This window comes from Bacillus cereus group sp. MS39 (assembly GCF_040448665.1).
Lineage (GTDB): Bacteria > Bacillota > Bacilli > Bacillales > Bacillaceae_G > Bacillus_A > Bacillus_A wiedmannii.
In genome coordinates this window covers 1,580,734-1,607,241 of sequence record NZ_CP123058.1, presented here as the reverse complement: position 1 = coordinate 1,607,241, position 26,508 = coordinate 1,580,734, and the positions used below count along the sequence as shown (strand labels likewise).

Below are 26,508 nucleotides of genomic sequence, written 5' to 3'. Positions count from 1 at the left end.
CATCTTACAATTTATCAATGATAAGATGAGGGTATTATTATGAAACCTTTTATTTTTTCGGTAAAACTTGACAAACACTCATTTTCTCTTCTGATAATAATAATTTGGCTACTTCTTGTAAATCTTGAACAGTTAAACTTTCTAATACAGTCAATGCCTCAAACAGACTAGATTCATTAAACGCATATCGTGTAAATTGATTTGCAATATATTCCGGCGAATTCAACGAGCGTAAAAAGCCACCTATTTTCTTTTTCTTTACTCGTTCTAATGCCACCTCATCTAATTGATCATAATTTGTATTTAGTAAAATGCTTTTCAAACGCTCTTCCAGCTCATCAGGTTGCTTCGTATCGCCGCCAACCATTGCAAAACCGAAGTTATTTTCTTCCGTATAATCATACGAGAACGAATCATCAATAAGACCTTCATTATATAAAGATTCGTAATGAACGGAGCTTTTCCCAAATAAATAATCTAAAAGTAACGTAAGCGCAATTTCTTGTTTTAAAAGGGCTTTCCCTTTTTCTTTTAAATTTGTCGCTTTAATACCAACTAAACATTTCGGTGTTTGTACAGGCATGGAAATAATTTTCTTCTTTTCATTTACCTCATCTGGTTCTTCCTCAAATGAACGTACAATTTCTGGCTGGTTTTTATAATCTTTTTTCGCTTGATTTTCACGTACTAAATCCATTGTTTTCTCTGGATCAATTGCCCCCACAACGAACAATAACATATTGCTCGGATGATAAAATGTTTCATAACATTCATATAATAAGTCTTTCGTAATTTTACTAATAGACTCGATTGTCCCTGCAATATCAATTTTAATTGGGTGCTTTACAAACAAGCTATCAATTAATCCAAAGTATAAGCGCCAATCTGGATTATCTTGATACATTTGAATTTCTTGCCCAATAATTCCCTTCTCTTTTTCAACTGTTTTTTCAGAGAAGTAAGGCTCTTGTACGAAGTTTAACAATGTATTTAAATTTTGTTCTACATTTGATGTACATGAAAACAGGTAAGCTGTTCTTGTGAAAGATGTGAAAGCATTTGCTGATGCCCCTTGTTTACTAAACAATTGGAAAGCATCGTGATCTTCTTTTTCAAATAATTTATGCTCAAGAAAATGAGCAATTCCATCAGGCACACGAATCATTTCTTCTTTACCTAGTGGTACGAATGTATTATCCATAGAACCATATTTTGTCGTAAACGTTGCAAATGTTTTATTAAATCCTTGCTTCGGTAAAATATATACATCTAATCCATTAGGAAGTTTTTCATAATAGAGTGTCTCTTTTAATTGCTCATAAACAATTTTCTCCATTTATTCTCCCTCCGTTCCATGTAAAAAGTAAATTGTATCTAGTTCAATATTTTTAGCAACTTTCACAATCTCTTCTTTCGTCACACTTTCAATACCTGAAAGCCATTCTTCAACCGGACGCGTACGGTCTGAAATAATACCATGATACAGCATTTCCACAAATCCGCGCGGTGTATCAATCGCTTCTAATATTTGATTTTGAATGACACTTTTCGTTTGATGCATCTCTTCTTCAGAAAAATCACCATTTTGCATCGCCAACATTTGTTCTTTAATAATCTCAACAGCTTTTTCATAATTTTTCGCTTCGATCCCTGACATGACAAACAATAAGCCTTTATGACTTTCAAAGCGGGATGCCGCATAGTACGCTAAACTATTTTTTTCACGAACGTTAACGAATAACTTCGAATGAGAAAACCCTCCAAACAATCCATTGAACAATTGTAGTGCAAAATAATCTTCGTCTTTATACGTAATAAACGTACGATAACCAATGTGTAATTTACTTTGTTTTAATTCTTGTTTTTCAACAACTTCTTTTTCTTCATTATTTCTCTTATGAAGAAGTACATTTCTCTCTCTCACAGGACGTGCTGAAATAGAAAAATACTTACTGACAAGATCCACTGCGTTTTCTGAAATATCACCAATAATGTATAGATCCATTTCATCTTCCGCTAACACTTTTTGATAATATTGATATAAACTTTCATTTGTAATAGATGCAACACTCTCTTTTTTTCCATTTGCACTTAATCGATACGGTTCTACTTTGCACATTTCTTCAATTAAACGCTCGTTTGCATAGCGCATTTTATCATCATACGTAGCTTCAATTCGTTGCAAGAGCGCTCTCTTTTCACTTTCTACGATAGAAGGTAAAAAACCATCCCCCTCTGTTGCTGGATGTAAAACGATATCCGATAACATAGAAAGTACTTTTTCAAATAGCGGTGGTGCATCATGTAAATATACTTCATTTGCAATGTCTACATAAATAGAGATAATATGGTCTTCTCCTTTTTTACTTACATCTACTGCCAAAGAAGATCCGTATAATTCTTCTAAATATTGACGAAGACGAATTACAGAAGGAAGCTTTTCTGTCGCACTTTGCAATACGTATGGCAATAGGGCACGCTCTGTCACCGTCTCTTCATTTAAAGGTGCTTTAAAACGAAATACAAAAGTATTTGTTTTATATTTATCAGTCGGGATAATATGTACTCGCAAACCACCTAACTCATGTAACTGTTGTTCCATTAGTTTCATTTATAGCCCTCCTTTACGTATATAGGAATATTCCTCTTCAATATACAGTTTTTAGAAATAAAAAATCAACTTTTCTTCCTCACTATACTTACATGAGGCTCTTTCTAAAAACTGTCATATGTAAGGAACATCGTAAAATTCCGTATTACATATAGTCTATGTAAAAAAGCCCGCACTAATGTGCGAGCTTTTTTATACTTATCGTTTTCCTTTTTCATACGGCGTTCCTAACGCTTTCGGAGCTTCAGAACGACCTACAAAACCAACAAGTGCTAATATTGTGAATACATACGGTAATATCGTTAAGAATACACTTGGAATTTCCTTTAGTACCGGAATCGTACCACCTGTTATTCCAAGTGATTGAGCAAATCCGAAGAACAGAGCCGCTCCAAGAGCACCGAGTGGATTCCATTTACCGAAAATCATAGCTGCTAGCGCTAAGAAACCTTGTCCAGTAATTGTAGCACCTGAGAAGTTACCAGAAATCGACATAGCGAAGACCGCTCCACCAACCCCTGCAAACATTCCAGATATAGCAACTGCAATATAACGCATTTTATATACATTAATACCCATCGTATCTGCTGCCATTGGATGTTCACCAACCGCACGAAGACGAAGACCGAACGGCGTTTTATAAATGACATACCAAACGACAAACGCTAAAATAATAGCAATATACGATGTTAACGGTACATTTGAGAAAAAGATTTTTCCGATTACCGGAATATCCGAAAGACCCGGAACATCGATTTTTTCAATACGATATTGAATGAAATCAGTTTGTCCTTTGCCAAAGATTTTCTTAATGGCAAATACCGTTAAACCAAGAGCTAAGAAATTAATCGCTACCCCGCTCACTACTTGATCCGCACGGAATGTAATGGATGCTACCGCATGAAGAAGTGCAAATAACCCACTACCAATTGCTGCAAATAATAGAGCTATCCAAGGAGTCATCGCTCCCCACGTATCACCCATTAATAACGTTGTAACGATACCAGTAAATGCACCAAATAACATTAAACCTTCTAACGCTATATTTACAACCCCAGAACGTTCACTAAACACTCCACCTAACGCCGTAAAAATAAGTGGCGCTGCCGTATATAACGTACCCGTCACAAGAATGGCTAAAATATCTAAAAAGCTCATTTATTTCCCCTCCTTGCTCATGCGTGTAAGTGCCCAGCGTAAAACATAACTGCACGCTACAAAGAAAATAATACATGCAATAATAACGTTAATTAACTCAGAAGGTACATCTGCTTCAAAATTCATTTGTGGGGCTGCACTTTTCAAACCACCGAACAGTAAAGCCGCTAATAATATACCAAACGGATTATTCCCCCCAAGTAGAGCTACCGCAATCCCATCAAATCCGATACCAGTAAACGAAGACATCGCTGTCATGTTTTGGAATGTACCAAGCCCTTCCATAGCACCACCAATCCCTGCAAATGCACCCGCAATCGTCATAGATAGTACAACATTTCGAGAAACTTTCATCCCCGCATACTGAGAAGCATGTTGATTAAATCCAACAGATTTCAATTCGTATCCCAATGTCGTTCTGTCCAATAAGAACCACATAATAATTGCTACTAATATCGCTACGACAATCCCCCAGTGCAAACGAGAACCATCTGTTAAAGAAGATAACCATTCAGAAGATAAAGAAGCACTAGATTTTATATCATATGACTTCTCATTCGCCTCATGTAAAAAGCGTTTAATTAAATCATACGTCACGTAAAGTGCAATATAATTCATCATAATCGTTACGATTACTTCATTTACTTTAAATTTCCCTTTCAAATATCCCGGGATAAATCCCCATAGCCCACCAGCTATTGCCGCTACTAAAATTGACAACGGAATATGTAAAATTGCCGGTAATGATACTGCATATCCAAACCAAACAGCAGCAAGCCACCCGACTAATAACTGTCCTTCTACTCCGATGTTAAAAAGGCCTGTACGGAATGCAAATGCTACAGAAAGTCCTGCTAATACAAGCGGAATCATCGTACGTAATGTTTCACCAATTGCTTGTGGATTTCCAACCATTCCTTCCCAAAGCGCTGCATACCCAACAATTGGATCATATCCACTAAATAACATTACAATGGCACCAACAAGTAAACCAAAAATAACGGATAATACAGGAACTAAAATATTAATTGTTCGCTCCGTTAAAAATTTTTTAGCCATTTGTATTCACCTTCTCTTTCTCCGTTCCGCCAGCCATCAACAAACCAAGCTGTTGTTCATTTGTTTCTTTCGCATCAACAATTGCTACAATTTCCCCTTCATATATAACAGCAACTCGATCACTTACATTTAAAATTTCATCCAGTTCTAGCGATAGAAGCAATACTGCTTTTCCCTTATCTCTTTGCTCGATTAATTTTTTATGAATAAATTCAATCGCACCTACATCTAAACCACGTGTTGGCTGTGCTGCAATTAATAAATCTGGATTACGATCCACTTCGCGTGCGATAATTGCCTTCTGCTGGTTTCCACCAGATAGTGCACGAGTTAATGTGTGTTCACCGGGTGTACGCACATCAAACTGTTCAATAAGCGCTTTTGCTTTTTGTGTGATTTGACTAAAGTTTAAAATCCCTTTCTTTGAGAATGGATTTTTATAGTACGTTTGTAAAACTATATTATCTCTAACAGAAAAATCAAGCACAAGACCGTGTTTATGACGATCTTCTGGAATATGACCAATTCCTTCCTCTGTAATTCTTCGAACAGGCCAATTTGTTATTTCTTTTCCTTTAATTGCAATAGAACCTGACTCAACTTTTCGTAAACCAGTAATTGCCTCTATTAATTCACTTTGTCCATTTCCATCAATCCCTGCAATACCAACGATTTCTCCTGCACGAACAGTTAAGTCAAGGCCTTTTACAGCAGGTAATTGGCGTGCATCATGAACGAAAATATTCGAAACAGATAGAACCTCTTCTTTCGGTTTAGCCTCTATTTTTTCTGTTTTAAAATTCACTTGACGTCCGACCATTAATTCTGCAAGTTTATGTTCATTCATTTCCGCAACGTCAACTGTACCAATTCCTTTACCTTTACGAATAATTGTGCAACGATCGCAAACTTCCATAATTTCTTTCAATTTATGTGTAATAAGAACGATAGATTTTCCTTCTTGCACAAGCTTTTTCATAATTTGAATCAACTCGTGAATTTCTTGAGGAGTTAACACCGCAGTTGGTTCATCGAATATTAAAATCTCCGCACCACGATAAAGCGTTTTTAATATTTCAACCCTTTGCTGCATCCCAACCGAAATATCTTCAATCTTTGCATTTGGATCAACTGCTAAACCGTACTGTTCAGATAATTGTTTAATTTCTTTCGCAGCCTCTTCAACAGCAATTCTTCCTTTTTTCTTCGGCTCATTTCCAAGAATAATATTCTCTGTAACTGTAAAATTATGAACAAGCATAAAATGCTGATGGACCATCCCAATACCAAGGTCATTTGCTATATTCGGATTTGTAATTTTTACAGGTTTTCCTTTAATCTTAATTTCTCCCTGTTCTGGTTGATACAAACCGAACAGTACATTCATCAATGTTGATTTCCCTGCACCATTTTCTCCAAGTAAAGCGTGTATCTCTCCCTGTTTTACTTGCAGCGTAATATCATCATTCGCTACAATGCCTGGGAATACTTTTGTAATATTGTTCATCTCAATTACGTATTCCATTTTGTTCCTCCTTCTAGCAGGGAACACTCCCCAATTGCAGTCTATTAAAGGTATTTTTATATATACAAAGGTTAGTTCTAAGAACTAACCTTTGCTATTTCTCTATTATTATTTCTTTAGAGAAGCTTCATATGTTTTATATTCTTCGTCAGTTGCAGGTACTTTAATTTCACCGTCAGTGATTTTCTTCTCAAACTCTTCTACTTTTGTTAAGATTTCTGGATTTACTTTTTTCACATTGTCAGTAGTTTTTGCAATACCAATACCGTCATCTTTTAATCCGAACTCTTCTACTTTACCGCCTTTTAATTTACCATCTTTCGCTTCTTGTGCTACTTTTGCTACTGCAATATCAACACGTTTTACCATAGAAGTTAAAGTTACGTTTTCAGGCATACCTTCTTGATTTTGGTCACGGTCAACACCGATTACCCAAACGTTTTCACCTTTTTTCTTACGGTTTTTCGCTTCTGTGAATACACCGTTACCAGTTGCACCTGAAGCATGATAAATTACGTCAACTCCACCACCGTACATTGCTGAAGCTAATACAGATCCTTTTTCTGGTTTGTCAAATGCATCTGCATATTGCGCTACAATTTCGATATTTGGATTTACTGCTTTTGCACCAGCTTTGAAACCTGATTCAAACTTTGTAATTAATGGGCTCTTCACTCCACCAACAAATCCAACTTTATTTGATTTTGTCGTCATTGCTGCTACAGCACCAACTAGGAATGAACCTTCATGGTCTTTAAATGTAATACTTGTTACATTCGGCTCTTTTACAACAGTATCTACAATAGCAAATTGCTCTTTCGGATATTGTTTTGCAACCTTTTCAATCGAGTCTTGCATTAAAAATCCAATTCCGAATGTTGTGTTATAATGATCTTTCGCAAATTTTGTTAAGTTCGGAATATAGTCTGCATCTTTACTTGATTGAAGATAACGATATCCTTCATTTTTCTTTAAATCGTTGTCTTTACCAAATTTCGTTAAACCTTCCCAAGCTGATTGGTTAAATGATTTATCATCAACGCCCCCAACATCTGTAACCATACCAACTTTGAACTCTTTTTTGTCGCTACTCGCCTTATCCGAGTTACCACATGCACCTAAAATCGCGCTTGCTGCTAATGTTAATGATAATAAAAGACCTGTTTTTTTCTTCATACTAGAAACCCCTCCTAAAATTATATATATCTCTTTATTCTTACGCTGCTGTCCCTAACTTCTTGCTGTCACCTCCCTAAAATGGAACTTACCTACTTCTTAATACGTGGAAGCTAAACTTATCAGCTCTAAAGTAATTGATAGAATATAAGATTGGCTCATCATTTTGATCATAGTGCATTTGTTTTAAAACTAGCAGTGCCGTTTCCGGTTCACATTCTAAAATCGGTGAGATTTTCGGATGATAGCCAATTGGCTCAATGTGAGCAACTGCGTATGTGATACGTTTGTGCGTATTGTTATGTATCACTGTAAGTAACGATTCTTCGTTGTATCCTGATAAATCTGGCAAGATTTCTTTTGCAAGTTTATCGATACAATATACAACAGGTTCCCCATCTGCTGTACGCACACGCTCAATCATTACCGCATTAAAACCGTCTTCACTATTAAACTTCTCTTTTTCCTCTTCTGTTAAACTTGTTGTAGATGATGATAAAAAGATAGTTCCTGGTGTTTTCCCCACACTAGAAATCATATCTGTAATACTAGAAAGTTGTTCAATCCCAGAAGAAAATAACGGCTTTGCATTTACAAATGTTCCTACACCATGTCTACGAATGACAACATTTTCTTCTTCTAAAATACGCAGCGCTTCCCTTAAAGTCGCCCTACTTACACCAAGTTCTTTCGCTAAATCAAACTCTGATGGTAACTTCTGTCTTTCTTTGTAAGCTCCATCTTTAATTTTTTCTTTGATGTGATCAATCACCCGTAAATATAGGTGACGACTATCGGATTTTACTGACATAAGACTCCCCCGCATTTCAATTATTCGACCTCTGATGTAAGACTTCTTTTCTCTTTTTTCAACTTACAACATAATAAAAATTGCTAAATACTAAAAATAAGCTTAATTGTCGAATAAATATTAATAATTTTTCAAGATGAAATTTTCACTCTTTACTGCATAAAAAAAACTTCGCACCATAAACATTCCTCATTTCGAGAAAAAGTTCGGCACAAAGATCTCTTACATCCTTTGTTACACACTTTTCCCCTCATAGTCCAGCAATTCATGGTTGCCGGGTAGAAACTTATGGACCTTATCTCCAAGATTATATGAGGCAGTGATTCTTTTCGAAGTAATCTTACCACTTGCTCCCATACGTGTCAACAAAATTCAACATTTTTCTACATTAAATATCGAACATTCATTAAAAACATAATCAAAGTATTCGTATTCTAAAGAATCGCTTTAGATGTAAGCCCTTTCTTTATCACTGAATATAGTATATAACAAAACTAGCATATAAAAAAGCCTAATTGTAAAAACAATTAGGCTTTTTTTATGAACTTTTTTCTTGTACATCATTAATGAGCACTTCTCGTGGTTTACTACCTTCATACGGACCTACTACACCATTCATTTCCATTGCATCAATTAAACGGGCAGCTCGCGTATAACCTACTCTAAACCTACGTTGCAACATAGAAACAGATGCTGTTTGCATTTCCACTACAAGCTGAACTGCTTCATCATATAATTCATCTTCTACTTCCTGCTTCGTATCAGGAACATCTTGTGGAATCATATCTTCTTGATATTGCGCTTTTTGCTGACCAATAACATACTCTACAACTCTCTCAACTTCATCATCGGATAAAAATGCACCTTGTACACGTACAGGCTTCGATGCACCAATTGGTATAAACAGCATATCTCCACGACCTAGCAGTTTCTCTGCACCACCACCGTCAAGAATTGTACGAGAGTCCGTTTGAGAAGATACCGCGAATGCAATACGTGATGGAATATTCGCTTTAATAACTCCCGTAATAACATCAACCGATGGACGCTGCGTCGCAATAATTAAATGAATACCAGCCGCACGAGCCATTTGTGCTAAACGCATAATCGCATCCTCTACATCTGATGAAGCAACCATCATTAAATCGGCTAACTCGTCCACTATTACTACAATATAAGGTAATTCCGGTTGTTTCGCTTCTGATTGACTATTATGTTCTTTAATATGATCATTATATCCTTCAATGTTACGCGTGCCACTATGAGCAAATAATTCATAACGTCGTTCCATTTCACTCACGACTTTTTTCAAAGCTTGTGATGCTTTTTTCGGATCAGTTACAACCGGTGTTAATAAATGCGGAACGCCGTTATATACATTTAACTCTACCATTTTCGGATCAATCATCATTAATTTTACTTCATGTGGTTTTGCACGCATTAAAATACTAACAATAATACCATTAATACATACACTTTTCCCGCTACCTGTCGCACCAGCTACTAGTAAATGGGGCATTTTATTTAAACGGGCTAATACAGCTTCACCTGTAATATCTCGTCCAAGACCAATTAACAACTTCTCTTCCGGATGATTATTAGCCTTAGAATCAAGAACTTCTCTTAGCGTTACCATAGATACTTCTGAGTTCGGAACTTCAATCCCTACAGCTGATTTCCCGGGAATAGGTGCTTCAATACGAATGTCTTTCGCAGCTAAAGCAAGTGCTAAATCATCACTTAAACTAACGATTTTGCTTACCTTTACTCCCATATCAGGATACACTTCATATTTTGTAACTGCAGGACCTCTATGTACTTTTGTTACTTTCGCTTTCACTCCAAAACTTTGGAATGTACGTTCTAATTTACGAGCATTCTCATAAATTTCTGCATTTTCATTTGTAACTTGCTTATTCTTAGGAAATTTCAATATATCAAGTGCAGGAAGCTTGTAATCTTTATTTTCTACATTTGAAAATTGCATTGGCGGGGCACTTGTTTCCGCCTCTAAAGATTCCACAATCTTTTCTCCACGCTTTTTCTTAGATTCTTCAACAGGCGGAGCCTCTTCAATAGACGGTGAAGTTATTAACTCTGCTTCCTGTTCTTCGCTAATTCGTTTATTCTCTTCTTCATTTACAGGATAATTCTCAGTGAAATTCGAAATAATTGGAGGATCAATTGAGATTTCTTCCATCGGCTCAATAATCTCTTCTTGTTCTGCAGCACGTTTGCTCCTTGTGCTTCTCGTTGTTTTTTTCTTTTCTGTTTGTTCAGCCGTCCTTTTGGATCTCCAATCTTTATAATCCCCTTGCATTACTTCAAATTGACTTCTAAGGATTCTTCCTACAGGGGCAAGTACTTCTCCAATATGCTTATTTGTTATACACAGTATGCCGAGAATCACTAAAATAATACCAATGATATAAGCTCCTACTTCGTCAAATAAAAAGTAACACGTCGCGAACATAAGCGCCCCAAACATACCACCGCCTAAATGAACGCTATCCGGCCCCTTTTTCATTTCAAGAAAGAAGTTATCTTTCGTACTCACAATAACAGAAGTATTTTGCACTGCTCCATCTTTCGTAAGAAGGTTAAATAATGTAATATGACTAAACATTAATATCGCCAATACTATTAAATAAAAACCAATTAACCGTTTATTTAAAAGGTTCGGCCATCCACGTTTGATAACAAACGAAACCGATAAAGCTATTACACCTAACACACCAATTATGTACCACTCACCAAAGAAGAAGCGAAAAAATAACACAAACGATTTCCCTACAACACCTAGCTGTAAAATCGTAATGATTGAAAGTGCAAAAAGAGTTAAACCTACGATTTCATAATACAAAGTTGGCTTTATCGTGCGTCTTGCTTTTGCCTTCGTCCCTCTTTGCTTTTGTTTTGCCATTTCTTCACCTCGTGTTCTACATGTAAGTAGGGCTTCCTTAAAAAAGCACTACTTATATGTCTGTTTTCTCTATTTTTTCAGGTCTTATATCTTCTATTTTTACACTTCTTGTAAATTGTTAAATAAACAGAAGAAAGCAGCCCTCTCATGGCTGCTCAACCGTCTTGTTTTTTATATTATACCATAGCTTCTAAACAAAATCCTGCTTTTTGCTAAAAGGTTATTTTCTGGCCGGGCTCAAACTCTAAGTAGTGTAGCGGATCTGTACTTAACACACGTACAATAGAATAACACCCATGTTCTTCTTCAGAAACCATTAATTCAACACCGTTTATATTTACAACTTTTTGGCTTTCACATTGCGAATAATCAGCTGGATATACAAGTTGCTCTGGCATAATTGTGTATAAAATCATTGTAACATTGTCCCTTCTGCACTATCATCCATGCGAGCATCTATTAATTCATTCAGTTTTCGAATCGCATTCCCAATACCACCGACATCATCTATAAGACCATATTTCACTGCATCGCCACCAATTACATTCGTCCCAATATCTCGCGTCAAATTCCCTTTCGCAAACATAAGTTCTTTAAAACGATCTTCGGTTACTTTCGAATGCTTCGTCACAAATCGAATGACTCTTTCTTGCATTTTATCTAAATACTCAAATGTTTGCGGCACACCTATAACAAGACCTGTTAGACGAATGGGATGAATTGTCATCGTCGCAGTTTCCGCAATAAATGAATAATCCGTAGAGACGGCGATTGGTACACCGATAGAATGCCCTCCGCCCAGAACAAGTGATACCGTTGGCTTTGAAAGCGAAGCTACCATCTCAGAAATTGCTAACCCTGCTTCAACGTCACCTCCGACCGTGTTTAATATTAAAAGCAAACCTTCAATTTTCGGATTTTGTTCTATCGCAACAATTTGCGGAATAATATGCTCATATTTTGTTGTTTTATTTTGCGGCGGCAACTGAACATGCCCTTCCACCTGTCCAATGATTGTTAAACAATGAATACTCGATTCATTCATTTGTGGTACATTCGTTTGCCCTAGCTGTTGAATTTTTTCCACTATCGAGGCTTCTTTCCCAGTTTCTTTCGGCTCAGCCTCTTTCCCTTCATTTGTATAACGATCACGTTCTGTCATATCGCATCCCCTTTCACTCGTATATAACTATTATTTCTTAAGTTATAAATTTCATTCGATAGAGTTTAAAAAGAAAAAAAGATCACCCGTAAAGGTGATCTTTTTTATACTTCCATAATAATCGGTAAAATCATAGGTTTTCTCTTTGTCTCTTCGTACAAGAACTGCCCTAATAATTCACGAATATTTTGTTTTAACATAGACCATTCAATTGAATACTCTTTAATCGATTGCTCAACAATCATACGTACAATCTCTGTAGAGCGGTCAATTAACGCTTCTGATTCACGAACATACACAAAACCACGTGAAATGATTTCTGGACCAGAGATAATTTTCTTTTCATCTTTACCAAGTGTTACAACAACTACTAATATTCCATCTTGAGATAACATTTTTCTATCTCGAAGAACGATATTACCAACGTCACCTACACCTAATCCATCAATTAACACATTACCAGCTTGTACTTTGCCAACTAAGTTTGCTTCATCTTCACCAAAAGCAATTACATCGCCTTTTTCTACGATAAAGATATTCTCTCTTGCAATACCTACATCTTCAGCTAAATATGCATGTGCTTTTTGCATACGGAACTCACCATGTACGGGTACAAAATACTTAGGTTTCATTAAATTTAACATTAATTTTAATTCTTCTTGGCTACCGTGACCTGAAACGTGAACTTTTCTTTCACCGTAATAAATAACATCAGCTCCAGCTCTGAATAACAAGTCAATAATTTTCGATACAGATATTTCATTACCCGGAATTGGAGAAGCCGCAATAATAACCGTATCGCCTTTACGAATTGAAATTTGTTTATGAGCTTGCTTCGCCATTCTAGAAAGGGCTGCCATCGGTTCACCTTGGCTACCTGTCGTTAAAATAGCTACCTTTTTCTCTGGGAAATTGTCTACTTCTTGTAGTGAAATAACCATACCTTCTGGAACATCTAAATAACCAAGACGTCTTGCGATATCTACCACTTTCACCATGCTACGACCTACAACCGCTACTTTTCGTCCTGTTTCAGCAGCTGCATCAAATACTTGTTGAATGCGATGTACATTCGATGCAAATGAAGCAACAATAATACGTCCTTCTGCGCCGTAGAACACTTTAGAAATTTCTACACCAACTTCTTTTTCAGAACCTGTATAACCTGGACGCTCAGCATTTGTACTATCAGATAATAAGCACAGTACGCCTTCATTTCCGATTTGTGCCATTTTCCCAAGGTCTGCCCCACTATTTCCAATTGGAGTTTGATCGAATTTAAAGTCTCCCGTGTATACGATAGCACCTTTTGATGTATGGAAACAAACACCAACAGAATCTGGAATACTATGTGTCGTTCCAAAGAATGACACCGTTGTAGTATTAAACTCTACTGTTGAATTTGAATCGATCGTTTTTAAGTCTACACGGCCTAACATACCCGCTTCGCCAAGTTTTTCTTGTATAAGTCCTACCGTTAATTTCGTTGCATACACTGGAATAGATAATTTACGAAGTACGTAAACAATACCTCCAATATGATCTTCATGACCGTGAGTAATAAATAAACCTTTTACTCGCTCTTGATTTTCCACTAAATATGTAATATCAGGAATAACAATATCAATTCCAAACATTTCATCTCCTGGGAACATTAATCCTGCATCTACAATAAAGATTTCAGAATCAATTTCAACACAGTACATGTTTTTCCCGATTTCACCTACTCCACCAAGAGCAAATACTTTAACAGACTCATTCTCTTTTCTCTTCATGTTGTTGCCTGGTTTAAAAATCTTTCAAACACTGATTTCACTAAAATTGCAGAGACACCAGGGGAAACTCTACAACCACCATATATTCACCGTCCAAGACGAATGTCCTTACCGTTATGCGATATCATGTCCTTATTTATTTTTTAAACCAGGTTTCACCTCTCTTTCATTATATAAATCAAATATCTTATTCGATATGATATGAAAATGTAATCAAATTATAATTTTTACCAATTTTGCTAAGCATACCCGTACTAAGCTACTTAGCCATATTATACCTGATACAAGAAATAGAACACAAGTTAAATCGTGCGAAAGAGAAAGTAAAAGAACGGAATTACAACAAAAGTATCGAACGTATTTCCTTTATATTTGCTTCGATTTTGTACTCCATAATTTTTTGAAGAAATAGCCATAAATACACTAAATTTATTTCATAATATGGATTTTCATGACTTATTCTTCTAGAATCAAACAAAAAAACTTATAAAATAAAGCTTTTTTATGAATCACATCACATTTGAGGCAATTCCTCTGAAAAATAGAATCGATAGTTTATTACTTTTATACAAATGTTTATTCTATAATAACTATGTTTTTTTGATTCATTTAAAGGGGGTACAATTATTTTCTTGTATATGTTGCAATACATAATGAAAAAGCGATCAAACACATGGAGTAATATGGTAGGTAAAAAAGAGCGGCAAAGATTTTCATACCATAAAAAAATGACCTAGTTCTATACTAGGTCATTTTTTATTAACGAGGGATAGATTGCATAACAGATTGTAACGTTACTCTTTCTTCTTCTGTTAATGGAAGAAGTGGTAAACGTACAGAGCCTACATCTAATCCAACCATTTGTAACGCTGTTTTTACTGGCGTTGGGCTTGGCGCCATAAATAATGAATCCGTTACTCTTACAAGTAATTGATGTAATTTTTGCGCCTTTTTAAATTCTCCTGCTTGGAATGCTGCAATCATTTCTTGCATTTCATTTCCGATAACATGAGATGCTACAGAAACGATACCTTTCGCTCCAACTGCCATAGCTGGTAACGTTAAACCATCATCACCGCTGTATACCGCAAAGTCGTCCGCTGTTTTTTCAATGATTTCTGTCATTGTTAACACATCGCCGCCTGCATCTTTAATCGCAACAATGTTTTCTATTTCTGATAAACGAACAACTGTATCAACGGAGATTTGTACAATAGATCGTCCTGGAACGTTATATAGCATAACCGGAAGCGGCGTGCTTTCAGCAATTGCTTTAAAATGCTGATACATTCCTTCTTGACTCGGTTTGTTATAATACGGTGCTACTAGCATTACTGCATCAACACCAACCTCTGTTGCCTTTTTAGTTAAGTCAATAGAAGCATGCGTATTATTACTACCTGTTCCAGCGATTACGGGCACCCTTTTATCGACAACAGATACGACATGGCGATATAACGCTACTTTTTCTTCTGAAGTTAATGTAGGAGATTCTCCTGTCGTTCCTCCTACCACGATTGCTGTTGTACCGTTATCTATTAAATAATTTACCAATTTCGTTGTCTTCGCAAAATCGATATTTCCGTTTTTATCAAACGGAGTTACCATCGCGGTTGCAATTGTCCCAAAATCTATCATGGTCTCACTCCTTATTGTTCCAGTTGCTTTTCTTTTGAAAGCTCAAACGCACTATGTAATGCATTTACAGCCTCCACTAAATCAGTTTCTTTTACAAGAACCCAAATTGTTGTATGGCTATCTGCCGATTGCAGAATTTGAATACCTTTTTCCGCTAAAGCTGTAACGATTTTCGCAGTAACCCCTGGGTATCCTGCCATTCCAGCTCCTACAATAGATACTTTTGCACAATGTTCTGTCACAATTGGCTCATATCCAAGGTTTTTTAATAATTCAACTGCACGACTTGATACACTATCACTCACCGTATAAGCTACCCCGGTAGGTGAAATATTAATTAAATCGACACTGATTCCTTCATTCGCCATTTCTTTAAACACATGCTGTTGCAAATCATATGCTGTTTCTTTTGCAAGCACTTTAATTTGCGTCACATTTGACACATGAGCGATACCTGTAACAGGCCGTTCTTCTACATCACGGCCTTTTGTAGCACCGTCCGATGCTGAAATAAGCGTACCTTCACTATCAGAATACGTAGAACGTACACGAAGTGGTACTTTTGCATGCATCGCAATTTCCACTGCACGTGGATGAACAACTTTTGCACCTTGATATGCCATGTTACAAATTTCATTGTACGTTACCGTTTGAAGATGACGTGCATCTTTTACAATGCGAGGATCCGCAGTCATAACACCTTCTACATCTGTGAAGATATCGATGTATTCAGCATGAAGCGCAACACCTAACGCTGAAGCTGAAGTATCGCTACCTCCGCGTCCAAGTGTTGTCGTATCACCTTTTTTCGTTTGTCCTTGGAATCCTGTAACTACGATTACATCTACATTTTCTAATTCTTCATGTACACGATCGCAATTCATTTCAATAATCTTAGCATTCGTAAAATCCTCATTTGTTACAAAACCAGCTTGTGCACCATTTAATGCCGCTGCTTTTATACCGTTCTCATTTAACATGTTAGAGAAGACGATTGCTGAGATTAATTCTCCGCATGATAATAATAAATCTTGCTCACGATTAGAAATGCGAGATTCCTCTTGATTTACAAGACTTAACAAAGTATCAGTTGCATATGGTTCACCTTTACGGCCCATAGCAGATACGACAGTAACTACTTTATAACCCGCATCTAGCGATTTTTTTATATGATGAAGCGCATGCTTACGTCCATTTTCATCACGTACGGATGTGCCACCAAATTTTTGAACAATAATTTTCATATTTTGCACCTTCTCTTAGCCGTTTACACTAATTGTAATTTTACTAAGCGCTCTGCAATTTGAACAGAATTCCATGCAGCGCCTTTTAATAAGTTATCAGATACGACCCAAAGATGGAATCCTTTATCGTTATTTAAATCTTTACGGATTCTTCCAACGAATACTTCGTTTTTACCTACTGCAGTAGCTGGCATTGGATATAACTGCTCTTCTGGATTATCTTGCAGAACGATACCTTCCGCATTTGCAAGTAAGCTCTTGAATTCTTCTACTGTTACACCTTCTTTTTCTACTTCGATGTAAACAGACTCAGAGTGACCTGATACAACTGGTAAACGTACACATGTTGCCGCTACTTCTAATTCAGGCATATGCATAATTTTTTTCGTTTCATTAATCATTTTCATTTCTTCAAACGTAAATCCATTATCTTGGAATTTATCAATCTGTGGAATCGCGTTGAAAGCAATTTGGAAATGTTTCTTATCACCTGATACAGGTAAAACATTCGCCTTTACTTCTTCACCATTTAAAATTGCTTGTGATTGTTCATGAAGTTCTTCAATCGCTGCCGCACCAGCACCTGATACAGCTTGATATGTGGAAACGATTACTCGTTTTAAACCATATTGCTGACGAACTGGCTCAAGAGCTACTACCATTTGAATTGTAGAACAGTTTGGATTTGCAATAATACCATTATGTTCTTTTAAGTCGTTTTCATTTACTTCAGGTACAACAAGTGGCACGTTTTCTGTCATACGGAATGCACTTGTATTATCAACAACAATCGCACCGCGTTTTGCTGCTTCTGGCGCTAATTGTTTTGATACAGATCCACCAGCACTAAATAGTGCGATATCTACTCCTTCAAAACTTTCAGGAGTTGCCTCTTGAACTGTAAATTCTTCGCCTTTAAATACAAGTTTCTTACCTGCAGATCGTTTAGATGAAAGTAACGTTAACTTCCCGATTGGAAATTCTCGTTTCTCTAAAGTATTTAACATTTGTTCACCAACTGCGCCGGTTGCTCCAACTACAGCGACATGAAAAGTTTTTTGCTTTTCCATCACTATGCCCCTTTCTAGATACCAATCCTTCTATAACTTAGAATTAGAAGGAGTATACAATACCCCTTCTAATCTTAATAACGTTAATTTTATCATATTCTACAGTAAGAATGATGGTTTCATCAAAAATTGTCCGTTTTTTTTCGTTTTTTAATTCATATATCTGAATTTTTCTACGACAACCGGTTGCAATTGCTTCCCTTGCAGCGCTTCTAATACTGTATCTTCAAGCAGCTCCATACGAGCTACCATCGAGTTCGGTTTTTTCTCTGGTGCATCTTGACCGAATGGGACGAAGTAGATGTTTTTTGTAGCCATTAGGCGCATGAGATTTACTCCATTCAGCCCTAAAGCATCATTCGTCGAAACAGCCAATACGACAGGCTTGCCATTTCTTAACGTCGCTTTCGCTGCCATTAGTACTGGAGAGTCTGTCATTGCATTTGCAAATTTACTCATAGAATTTCCTGTTAGTGGTGCAATTACCATACAATCTAGTGGAATTTTAGGTCCTAGTGGTTCTGCGCCAACGATTGAATTAATCGCTTTAAATCCTGTTACTTCTTCAATCTTTTTAATCCACTCTGCTCCTTCTCCAAATCTCGTATTTGTTGATTGAACAGTGTAAGAAACAACGGGGCGTACTTCTGCTCCCTCAGCAATTAATTTTTCTAAATGAGGCATTACTTCTTCGTACGTACAATGTGAACCAGTAAAACCAAACCCTATTCTTTTCCCTTTTAAATTCATTCCCCATTCTCCTTTCTTGCTATTACGTCTTCTGCTAGTAACTGAGAAAGAACGTTCGCTAAAATTTGTCCTGCTGTTTTTGGAGCAACAATACCTGGTAATCCAGGTGCTAACAGCGCTTTGACTCCTCTTTTTTCCGCATATCTAAAGTCGGTACCGCCTGGTTTAGAAGCTAAATCAATTACTAACGTATGAGCCGGCATTTTCGAAATAACATTCGCTGTCACGACGAGATGCGGAATTGTATTAATGACAATATCGATATTTCCTACTTCTTTCTCAATATTTTGCATATGAAAAGGAGAAAACATCATTTCTGTAATACGTGCAATATGTTCCGATCGTCTTGCTCCAACTTTGACATGGGCTCCTAATGATTGAAATGCTCTGGCAACACTCATCCCTGTTCTACCAAATCCTAAAACCATTACATTGGAACCATGAATTGTATAGTCGGTATGTTGAATTACCATCATTAATGTACCTTCTACAGTTGGAATAGAATTGTAGATTGCCACATCATCACGATCAAATAATTTAACAAGTTTGCGGTTTGTAGTAGATACGAGATTTTCCAAGTAAGGCGTACCAATACCTGAATATATAGTAAAATGTTCTGGTGTATTTTCAATTTGTTCTTTCGTTATAGAAACTTTTTCGTTTGAAAAAATAGTATCTACTTCTCCCTTGGCATTTGTACCTGCAACTGGCAAAATAATTGCATCTACAGAAGTGAAATCTAAATTTTGTATACTTTCTTTTGCTGCCCCTGTGAAGCCATGATCTAACTGATCAAACCCTATCAATGAAAGTTTCGCATCCAATTCAACTAGCTTGCGAATTACTTCTAGCTGTCTTGCATCTCCTCCTATGACAGCAATATGCATCTCAGTCAACATTCCCTAATTCACCTTCTTTTTCTGTCATTTATAAGAAAAGTGCCTACTTTTTCTTTTTCCTCCACATCATATGTAATGTACGAGTTTTAGGTGATTGAAAAACGAAAGCATGTATGATTTATCCCGCTATTTGTATGCAGTTAGACCTCCATCTCAACATTCGACATATGAGAGGACATTATACGGGAAATTGATTTCCGGTAAACGCTCGATTCATGTGAGCTTTTACTCAGAAGAGAATGAACAAAAAAAAGATGACCAAAATGGCCACCTTTCACTTCGAATTTGAATGATCCGTAATATCACAAAGGATCATATCGTGCCCTACTTTCTTAATTTGGCTCCACGTGACTCTTACTTCTTGTGGTTCCTTTTTAAAACCTCCCCATTTCCCAGCCGGTATGATAAGAGCCTGTATTTGGCCATCCTTCTCATCAATCTCTAAATCCACATAACCTAAAACTCCCATTTTTTCTGCTCTTTCTAAATTTACAATCTCTTTGCCACTTAATTCACTTAATCGCATACAATCTCCCCCTACCGAATTATGAATTTAAGTTATCCATAATTAGTACCTATTCTGTATATCAAAAAAAAATAACCGTATCTCTTTTAAAAGAGATACGGTTATTTTTACATACTTCATATAAAGCAATTATAGTTTTATTCCTTTTGGAAGTTTTCCATCTGGACTAATTAATGCTGCAGAGAATTCATCTGTAAACATGTTACGAATTAACTCATCAACATTTTCTTTTGTTACTGTGTTTACACTTTCAATAATCTCATCAAGTGAACGATGCTTACGAAGTAGCAACTCATTTTTACCATTACGGCTCATACGGCTATTCGTACTTTCTAAACTTAACATTAAGTTTCCTTTTAATTGCTCTTTACTATTAATAAGCTCTTTTTCTGTAATACCTGTATTTTTCAATGTTTCTAATGTTTCTTGCATTGTTTCATACAGTGTATCTAATTGTTGGCTACCTGTTCCACCATACAGCGTTAACATACCTGTATCTTCATAAGAAGAATGGTAAGAAAATACTGAATAGGCTAACCCGCGTTGCTCACGTACTTCTTGGAATAAACGGCTACTCATACTACCGCCTAAAACGTTATTTAATACAATTAAGTTATAAATATCTTCGTGTCCCATTTGTAAGCCTTTATATCCTAAACATAAATGAGCTTGTTCTGTTTCCTTTTTACGTGCTACCTTATTAAAATGGAAAATTGGGCTATGTACTTGTTCACGGTTTGTTGTTCCTTCATAACTACCGAAATATTGCTCTACCGTTTGCAAGAAGGCTTCATCAATATTTCCTGCAACTGAAACAACGACATTTTCAGGTGTGTAATGATCCTTGATATATTGGCGTAGCGTATCACCTGTAAACGTATCAAGCGTTTCTTCTGTTCCTAAAATAGGATATCCAAGTGGATGCGTTTCATATGTTGCTTTCGTTAACATATCATGCACAATATCATCTGGAGCATCTTCGTACATTTTAATTTCTTCACATACGACATTCTTCTCTTTTTTCAGTTCTTCCTCATCAAATGTTGAATTAAAGAACATATCTGCTAATACATCTAAAGCATATTTAGCATGCTCATCTAGCACTTTTGCATAGTAACAAGTGTATTCTTTTGAAGTAAAAGCATTCACTTGCCCACCAATGCTATCAAATGATTCTGCAATTTCGCGTGCACTACGTGTTTCCGTTCCTTTAAAGAACATATGCTCTAAAAAGTGGGAAACCCCGTTATTTTTTTCATTTTCATTTCTTGATCCCGCATGAATCCAAATACCAATTGCAACCGATCTTACTGTTGGTATATTCTCCATAACGATTCTTACACCATTTTTACAAGTATATTTTTTAATCAAAAACTTTCCTCCTACTGCCAGTTTCTCTAATTAATTGCTATTATTTAATGATAACAAGTTTAAGGATGAATGTCATGCAAATGTATTTAATCCACACGTTTTTCATCCAGTAATTCTGTTATATTCCCTACTTTATATCCTTGTTCCTTCAATTTTGTAATCATTGTATCTAATGCTTCTGCTGTAGATGAAGTTGGATGCATTAATACGATAGCACCTGGATGTATTTTTGTCATCACTCTCTGCAATAGTACCTCTGGTTCAGGTCGCTTCCAATCAATTGTATCTACAGTCCACATAATCGTTCCCATTTGGAAATCATCTGCAATTTTCACGACTTCATCCCGAAAACTTCCACTCGGCGGAGCAAACCATCTTACCTTTTGATTCGTAGCTGCTTCGATCATTCGATTTGTTTTTTGTAACTGATCTCGGATTTCATCAGAAGATAGCGTTTTCATATTAGGGTGTGTGTAAGAATGATTTCCGACTTCTTGATTTGCATCAACAATCATTTTTGCAAATCGCAAATTTTCCTTCACCCAACGTCCTTCTAAAAAGAAAGTCGCTTTCACATCATGTTTTTTCAATATTTCTAATATACGAGGCAAATACTCGTTTCCCCACGCCACATTTATTGTTAATCCCACCATCTTTTTATTTGGATGTCCCCTATAAATTGGAGCTGGTGATAAACCTTCTAAGTGGACACTCGGTGATACTTCCTTGAATTCCAGATATTTTTGATCAAATTTCTTTAGTTTCCTCATATTATTATAAGATGCTTCGATATCAACTTTTCTTCCATTATATCCTGGTGTTGCTTTCCATATTTTATCAACCATCGCATTTTGAGGTGCAATCTCATATTGTTTTGCATGTTTTTGAATTTCTTCATACAAATTATCCTGTGCAAAAACGGAATAAGAGCCTACACTGACATATAAAAAGAATATACATATGTATGCCAATATACGAGCTTTCATATAAACCCTCCCATTAACTATATAAAAACCTTTTTTCTTCTTATCTTTGTTAATTTGAGCGTTATAATGAAAACTATACCTATACTGACATAAAAATATATATAAATCATATTTTTTACATAACAAAAAAAGCCAGTTTAACTGGCTTTTACTTATTGCTGCTCTTGTTTGTTTTCTTCTTTAGCAGCTTCTTTTTCTTGCTCTTCTTTTAGCAATACTTTTCTAGATAGATTCACACGACCTTGCTTGTCAATCTCGATAACTTTAACTGTAATTACATCACCGATCTTCACAACGTCTTCTACTTTACCTACACGCTCAAGTGCAAGTTCTGAAATGTGAACTAATCCATCTTTACCGCTGAATAATTCAACGAAAGCACCGAATTTCTCAACACGTTTCACTTTTCCTTCGTAGATTTCACCTACTTGTACTTCGCGAACGATATCTTCGATAATTTTCTTAGCTTTGTCATTCATTTCTTGATTTATCGAAGAAATGAATACTGTACCATCTTGCTCGATGTCAATTTTAACGCCAGTTTCTTCAATAATTTTATTGATTTGTTTACCGCTCGGCCCAATAACGTCACGGATTTTATCTGGGTTAATTGTCATTGTAATAATCTTTGGAGCGTAAGCTGATAATTCAGTACGTGGCTCTGCAATAACAGATAACATATGATTTAGAATGTGCACACGACCAACTTTCGCTTGTTGTAATGCCTCTTCTAAAATTTCACGAGATAGACCATCGATTTTAATGTCCATTTGCAGTGCAGTTACACCTTTTGCTGTACCTGCTACTTTAAAGTCCATATCACCTAAATGATCTTCCATACCTTGAATATCAGATAAAATTGTGTAATGCTCACCAGTTTTAACTAGACCCATTGCAATACCTGCAACTGGAGCTTTAAGTGGAACACCAGCATCCATCATTGCTAAAGTACTACCACAAATACTTGCTTGTGAAGTAGAACCATTTGATTCTAAAACTTCAGATACAAGACGTACTGTATATGGGAAATCTTTTTCAGATGGAATTACAGGCTCAAGAGCACGTTCTCCTAGTGCACCGTGACCAATTTCACGACGACCTGGTCCACGCATCGGTCTTGTTTCACCAACACTAAATGATGGGAAATTGTAATGGTGCATAAAGCGTTTTGATTCTTCTACACCAAGACCATCTAAAATTTGTACATCGCCTAATGCACCTAATGTACAAATACTTAATGCTTGTGTTTGTCCACGTGTGAATAAACCAGAACCGTGTGTACGAGATAAAATACCAACCTCTGATGCTAATGGACGAATTTCGTCACCTTTACGGCCATCTGGGCGGATTTTTTCAACTGTAATAAGACGACGTACTTCTTCTTTTACAATTTTATATAAAATCTCACTTACTTGTCCTAATGTATCAGCGTCAGCTTCCTGCGCTTCGTAATGCTCAATTACACGCTTTTTCACTTCGTTAATTGCATCTTCACGTGCATGTTTCTCATGTACTTGAATTGCAGAATGCATATCCTTCTCAGACATTTCACGTACAGCTTGATTAAGATCAGCGTCAACTTCATAAAGTTTCACTTCTGTTTTCTCTTTACCTACAGCTTGTACAATCTCTTCTTGGAATGCAATTAGACGTTTAATTTCGTCATGTCCAAACATAATTGCTTCTAACATTGTTTCTTCAGGCACTTGATCTGCTCCTGCTTCAACCATGTTAATTGCATCTTTCGTACCAGCTACAACAAGGTGAATATCACTTTGTTCTTGCTGTTCTACTGTTGGATTAATAACGAATTCGCCGTTAATACGACCAACTGTTGCGCCCGCGATTGGACCTTCAAATGGAATATCTGAAATCGATAACGCTAATGAAGAACCTAGCATAGCTGCCATTTCAGAAGAACAATCTTGATCAACACTCATTACAATGCTCACAACTTGTACTTCGTTACGGAAACCATCTGCGAAAAGCGGACGAATTGGACGGTCGATTAAACGACTTGCCAAAATTGCTTTTTCACTCGGACGACCTTCACGTTTAATGAAACCGCCAGGAATTTTTCCGACTGCATATAAACGCTCTTCATAGTTTACTGTAAGTGGGAAGAAATCTACATTTTTTGGTTCTTTTGATGCAGTTGCTGTAGATAGAACCGCTGTATCGCCATATCTTACTAATACTGCTCCGTTCGCTTGCTTCGCAAGCTGACTTGTTTCAACTGTTAGCTGGCGACCAGCTAAATCTATCGAGAAGACTTGCTTTTCTTGACTCATTTAAGTACCCCTCTCAATTTAAAGTATTCAATTCTTCTATGTAAATGGATAGTATATCACAATATTCTACCTCTAGTATTACCGAAAATGAAGTAAGCTATAAAGGGTAGAAGATATATTTTTACCTAACAAAAAAGCGGGAATATTCCCGCTTCTTTGACTATCGACGTAAGCCAAGCTTTGTGATTAATTCACGGTAACGTGTGATATCGCTATTACGAAGGTAAGTTAGTAAGTTACGACGTTTACCAACCATCTTTAATAGACCACGACGTGAATGATGATCTTTCTTGTGAGTACGTAAGTGCTCGTTTAGAGTGTTAATTTGCTCCGTTAGGACAGCAATTTGAACCTCTGGAGAACCAGTATCAGTCTCATGAGTTCTAAATTGTGCAATGATTTCATTTTTACGCTCTTGTGTTAAAGCCATCCTATTTCACCTCCTATTAATTAAACCCCCAATTACCTAGCAAGCGTCGGTGAGTCGCAATGCCAAGCAATGGTTGTCATAAAGTACATAACATAGAATACTACTTTTCATTTGAAAAAGCAAGTATATTCTTTTCGTTCGCAAAATATTCTTGTGCTGTTTTCTTATCTTTTGCAATTTGTTCAACTAACTCATCGATGCCATTGAATTTCTTTTCTTCTCTTATACGCATATGCCACTCTACTGTAACATTTTGATCATATATGTCTTTGTTAAATTCAAATAAGTGCACTTCAATAGATAATTGACGCTCATCTTCTTTAAATGTTGGTTTATATCCAATATTACATACACCATCGTACCATTCATCGTGAACTTTTAATCTCACTGCATAAACACCTACAGGTGGTAATAGATACTCATCACTTAAACCTATATTAGCTGTGGGAAAACCAATTTGACGTCCACGCTTATCACCGTGTACAACCGTTCCCCCTACTGTATATGCTCTACCTAAAATAGATGGAATTTGTTCCATTTCGCCATTTCGAATTAACTTTCGTAATGCTGTAGAACTTACTTTCTCTTCTTGAAATTCAACTTTTTCAATCACAGTCTGTGTAAACTCCCCTCTTGCATGAAATGGTAAAGTCTCCATCTTTCCTTTTCCTAAACGTCCATATGAATAATCAAACCCTGCTACTACATGCTTTACATTCAAACCAATAATATAATCATCTACAAATTGTTGTGGCAATAAGCCTGCAAACGATTCATCAAATTTAATAACATATAATATATCGATCCCTAAGTTTTCGACTATTTTTTCTTTATCACACATTGGTGTAATATACTCCGCATGCGCTTCCTTTTTTCCTAAAACAACAGATGGGTGCGGATAAAATGTCATAACTGCACTTTTATATCCTCGTTCATCAGCTATTTGTTTCGCAGTTCGAATCACACATTGATGTCCTAAATGAATGCCATCAAAAAATCCTAATGCCATTACAGTAGGTGGTAATTCTAATTTATTTTGTTCATGTGGATGAGTTAAATGAATAAGTTTCACGCTTGAATTCACCTTTTTCTGTAATAATCCT

At 36.3% G+C, this 26,508-nt stretch carries 22 protein-coding genes and 1 riboswitch; all 22 genes read right to left on the bottom strand.

What is annotated here, in order from left to right; all coding sequences use genetic code 11:
* Positions 1-49: 49 nt before the first annotated feature.
* Positions 50-1,336: a pitrilysin family protein gene (locus tag QEP67_RS08460; RefSeq protein ID WP_000411935.1), complete on the bottom strand. Its 1,287-nt coding sequence runs from the start codon at positions 1,334-1,336 to the stop codon at positions 50-52.
* The gene (locus QEP67_RS08455; RefSeq protein ID WP_000772422.1) at positions 1,337-2,611 is read right to left on the bottom strand and encodes a pitrilysin family protein; all 1,275 of its coding nucleotides are present in this window, start codon (positions 2,609-2,611) and stop codon (positions 1,337-1,339) included.
* A gap of 198 nt (positions 2,612-2,809) precedes the next feature.
* Complete coding sequence (locus tag QEP67_RS08450) at positions 2,810-3,769, bottom strand: ABC transporter permease (protein WP_000008847.1); 960 nt, start codon at positions 3,767-3,769, stop codon at positions 2,810-2,812.
* Complete coding sequence (locus QEP67_RS08445) at positions 3,770-4,828, bottom strand: ABC transporter permease (RefSeq protein ID WP_001074492.1); 1,059 nt, start codon at positions 4,826-4,828, stop codon at positions 3,770-3,772.
* Positions 4,821-6,353, bottom strand: a complete 1,533-nt coding sequence (locus QEP67_RS08440; RefSeq protein WP_000456916.1) for an ABC transporter ATP-binding protein — start codon at positions 6,351-6,353, stop codon at positions 4,821-4,823. The genes QEP67_RS08445 and QEP67_RS08440 overlap by 8 nt, the downstream gene beginning before the upstream one ends.
* A 108-nt stretch (positions 6,354-6,461) precedes the next feature.
* Positions 6,462-7,529, bottom strand: coding sequence for a BMP family protein (locus QEP67_RS08435; protein ID WP_000730589.1), 1,068 nt, complete (start codon positions 7,527-7,529; stop codon positions 6,462-6,464).
* A gap of 88 nt (positions 7,530-7,617) precedes the next feature.
* Positions 7,618-8,340, bottom strand: a complete 723-nt coding sequence (locus tag QEP67_RS08430; RefSeq protein WP_000114177.1) for a GntR family transcriptional regulator — start codon at positions 8,338-8,340, stop codon at positions 7,618-7,620.
* Positions 8,341-8,573: 233 nt separating this feature from the next.
* Positions 8,574-8,675: riboswitch (purine riboswitch) on the bottom strand.
* Between the two features lie 203 nt (positions 8,676-8,878).
* Positions 8,879-11,263 (bottom strand): DNA translocase FtsK, encoded by a 2,385-nt coding sequence (locus QEP67_RS08425; protein WP_001118773.1) that lies wholly within the window; start codon positions 11,261-11,263, stop codon positions 8,879-8,881.
* 212 nt (positions 11,264-11,475) lie between these two features.
* A complete protein-coding gene (locus QEP67_RS08420; protein WP_000605020.1) occupies positions 11,476-11,679 on the bottom strand; it encodes a YlzJ-like family protein in 204 nt (67 codons plus the stop codon).
* A complete protein-coding gene (gene tepA / locus QEP67_RS08415) occupies positions 11,676-12,425 on the bottom strand; it encodes a translocation-enhancing protein TepA (RefSeq protein WP_000139828.1) in 750 nt (249 codons plus the stop codon). The genes QEP67_RS08420 and tepA overlap by 4 nt, the downstream gene beginning before the upstream one ends.
* Before the next feature lie 104 nt (positions 12,426-12,529).
* Positions 12,530-14,200, bottom strand: coding sequence for a ribonuclease J (locus QEP67_RS08410; RefSeq protein WP_000823081.1), 1,671 nt, complete (start codon positions 14,198-14,200; stop codon positions 12,530-12,532).
* A 759-nt stretch (positions 14,201-14,959) separates the two neighbouring features.
* A complete protein-coding gene (gene dapA, locus QEP67_RS08405; RefSeq protein WP_000564777.1) occupies positions 14,960-15,838 on the bottom strand; it encodes a 4-hydroxy-tetrahydrodipicolinate synthase in 879 nt (292 codons plus the stop codon).
* An 11-nt stretch (positions 15,839-15,849) separates the two neighbouring features.
* Positions 15,850-17,082, bottom strand: coding sequence for an aspartate kinase (dapG, locus tag QEP67_RS08400; RefSeq protein ID WP_000692480.1), 1,233 nt, complete (start codon positions 17,080-17,082; stop codon positions 15,850-15,852).
* A gap of 23 nt (positions 17,083-17,105) precedes the next feature.
* Positions 17,106-18,152 carry an aspartate-semialdehyde dehydrogenase gene (asd, locus tag QEP67_RS08395; RefSeq protein WP_000414854.1) on the bottom strand — a complete coding sequence of 349 codons (1,047 nt, stop codon included), beginning with the start codon at positions 18,150-18,152 and terminating at the stop codon, positions 17,106-17,108.
* A gap of 150 nt (positions 18,153-18,302) precedes the next feature.
* On the bottom strand, positions 18,303-18,902 hold the full coding sequence (gene dpaB / locus QEP67_RS08390) for a dipicolinate synthase subunit B (RefSeq protein ID WP_001049480.1): 600 nt from the start codon (positions 18,900-18,902) through the stop codon (positions 18,303-18,305).
* A complete protein-coding gene (dpaA, locus tag QEP67_RS08385; RefSeq protein ID WP_000954740.1) occupies positions 18,899-19,801 on the bottom strand; it encodes a dipicolinic acid synthetase subunit A in 903 nt (300 codons plus the stop codon). Before dpaA ends, dpaB begins: the two co-directional genes overlap by 4 nt.
* A gap of 274 nt (positions 19,802-20,075) precedes the next feature.
* Complete coding sequence (locus tag QEP67_RS08380) at positions 20,076-20,327, bottom strand: YlmC/YmxH family sporulation protein (RefSeq protein ID WP_001239751.1); 252 nt, start codon at positions 20,325-20,327, stop codon at positions 20,076-20,078.
* 129 nt (positions 20,328-20,456) lie between these two features.
* Complete coding sequence (locus QEP67_RS08375; RefSeq protein ID WP_000593006.1) at positions 20,457-21,698, bottom strand: pitrilysin family protein; 1,242 nt, start codon at positions 21,696-21,698, stop codon at positions 20,457-20,459.
* A gap of 86 nt (positions 21,699-21,784) precedes the next feature.
* Positions 21,785-22,684, bottom strand: coding sequence for a polysaccharide deacetylase family protein (locus QEP67_RS08370; RefSeq protein WP_000647536.1), 900 nt, complete (start codon positions 22,682-22,684; stop codon positions 21,785-21,787).
* A 152-nt stretch (positions 22,685-22,836) separates the two neighbouring features.
* Positions 22,837-24,975, bottom strand: coding sequence for a polyribonucleotide nucleotidyltransferase (pnp, locus tag QEP67_RS08365; protein WP_000076761.1), 2,139 nt, complete (start codon positions 24,973-24,975; stop codon positions 22,837-22,839).
* A 160-nt stretch (positions 24,976-25,135) separates the two neighbouring features.
* Positions 25,136-25,405 carry a 30S ribosomal protein S15 gene (gene rpsO / locus QEP67_RS08360; protein ID WP_001229392.1) on the bottom strand — a complete coding sequence of 90 codons (270 nt, stop codon included), beginning with the start codon at positions 25,403-25,405 and terminating at the stop codon, positions 25,136-25,138.
* 100 nt (positions 25,406-25,505) lie between these two features.
* Positions 25,506-26,477 (bottom strand): bifunctional riboflavin kinase/FAD synthetase, encoded by a 972-nt coding sequence (gene ribF / locus QEP67_RS08355; RefSeq protein WP_000766715.1) that lies wholly within the window; start codon positions 26,475-26,477, stop codon positions 25,506-25,508.
* Positions 26,478-26,508 lie beyond the last annotated feature (31 nt).

Excerpts from the sequence above, each read along its gene's own strand:
- QEP67_RS08430 (WP_000114177.1), bottom strand. The coding sequence starts at position 8,340 with ATGTCAGTAAAATCCGATAGTCGTCACCTATATTTACGGGTGATTGAT.
- pnp (WP_000076761.1), bottom strand. The coding sequence starts at position 24,975 with ATGAGTCAAGAAAAGCAAGTCTTCTCGATAGATTTAGCTGGTCGCCAG.
- QEP67_RS08445 (WP_001074492.1), bottom strand. The coding sequence starts at position 4,828 with ATGGCTAAAAAATTTTTAACGGAGCGAACAATTAATATTTTAGTTCCT.
- dpaB (WP_001049480.1), bottom strand. The coding sequence starts at position 18,902 with ATGAATTTAAAAGGGAAAAGAATAGGGTTTGGTTTTACTGGTTCACAT.
- QEP67_RS08410 (WP_000823081.1), bottom strand. The coding sequence starts at position 14,200 with ATGAAGAGAAAAGAGAATGAGTCTGTTAAAGTATTTGCTCTTGGTGGA.
- QEP67_RS08455 (WP_000772422.1), bottom strand. The coding sequence starts at position 2,611 with ATGAAACTAATGGAACAACAGTTACATGAGTTAGGTGGTTTGCGAGTA.
- dapA (WP_000564777.1), bottom strand. The coding sequence starts at position 15,838 with ATGATAGATTTTGGGACAATTGCAACCGCGATGGTAACTCCGTTTGAT.
- dpaA (WP_000954740.1), bottom strand. The coding sequence starts at position 19,801 with ATGTTGACTGAGATGCATATTGCTGTCATAGGAGGAGATGCAAGACAG.
- QEP67_RS08370 (WP_000647536.1), bottom strand. The coding sequence starts at position 22,684 with ATGAAAGCTCGTATATTGGCATACATATGTATATTCTTTTTATATGTC.
- tepA (WP_000139828.1), bottom strand. The coding sequence starts at position 12,425 with ATGACAGAACGTGATCGTTATACAAATGAAGGGAAAGAGGCTGAGCCG.
- QEP67_RS08380 (WP_001239751.1), bottom strand. The coding sequence starts at position 20,327 with ATGCGATTAAGTGAATTAAGTGGCAAAGAGATTGTAAATTTAGAAAGA.
- rpsO (WP_001229392.1), bottom strand. The coding sequence starts at position 25,405 with ATGGCTTTAACACAAGAGCGTAAAAATGAAATCATTGCACAATTTAGA.
- QEP67_RS08435 (WP_000730589.1), bottom strand. The coding sequence starts at position 7,529 with ATGAAGAAAAAAACAGGTCTTTTATTATCATTAACATTAGCAGCAAGC.
- QEP67_RS08420 (WP_000605020.1), bottom strand. The coding sequence starts at position 11,679 with ATGATTTTATACACAATTATGCCAGAGCAACTTGTATATCCAGCTGAT.
- QEP67_RS08460 (WP_000411935.1), bottom strand. The coding sequence starts at position 1,336 with ATGGAGAAAATTGTTTATGAGCAATTAAAAGAGACACTCTATTATGAA.
- QEP67_RS08440 (WP_000456916.1), bottom strand. The coding sequence starts at position 6,353 with ATGGAATACGTAATTGAGATGAACAATATTACAAAAGTATTCCCAGGC.
- QEP67_RS08450 (WP_000008847.1), bottom strand. The coding sequence starts at position 3,769 with ATGAGCTTTTTAGATATTTTAGCCATTCTTGTGACGGGTACGTTATAT.
- asd (WP_000414854.1), bottom strand. The coding sequence starts at position 18,152 with ATGGAAAAGCAAAAAACTTTTCATGTCGCTGTAGTTGGAGCAACCGGC.
- QEP67_RS08425 (WP_001118773.1), bottom strand. The coding sequence starts at position 11,263 with ATGGCAAAACAAAAGCAAAGAGGGACGAAGGCAAAAGCAAGACGCACG.
- dapG (WP_000692480.1), bottom strand. The coding sequence starts at position 17,082 with ATGAAAATTATTGTTCAAAAATTTGGTGGCACATCCGTACGTGATGAA.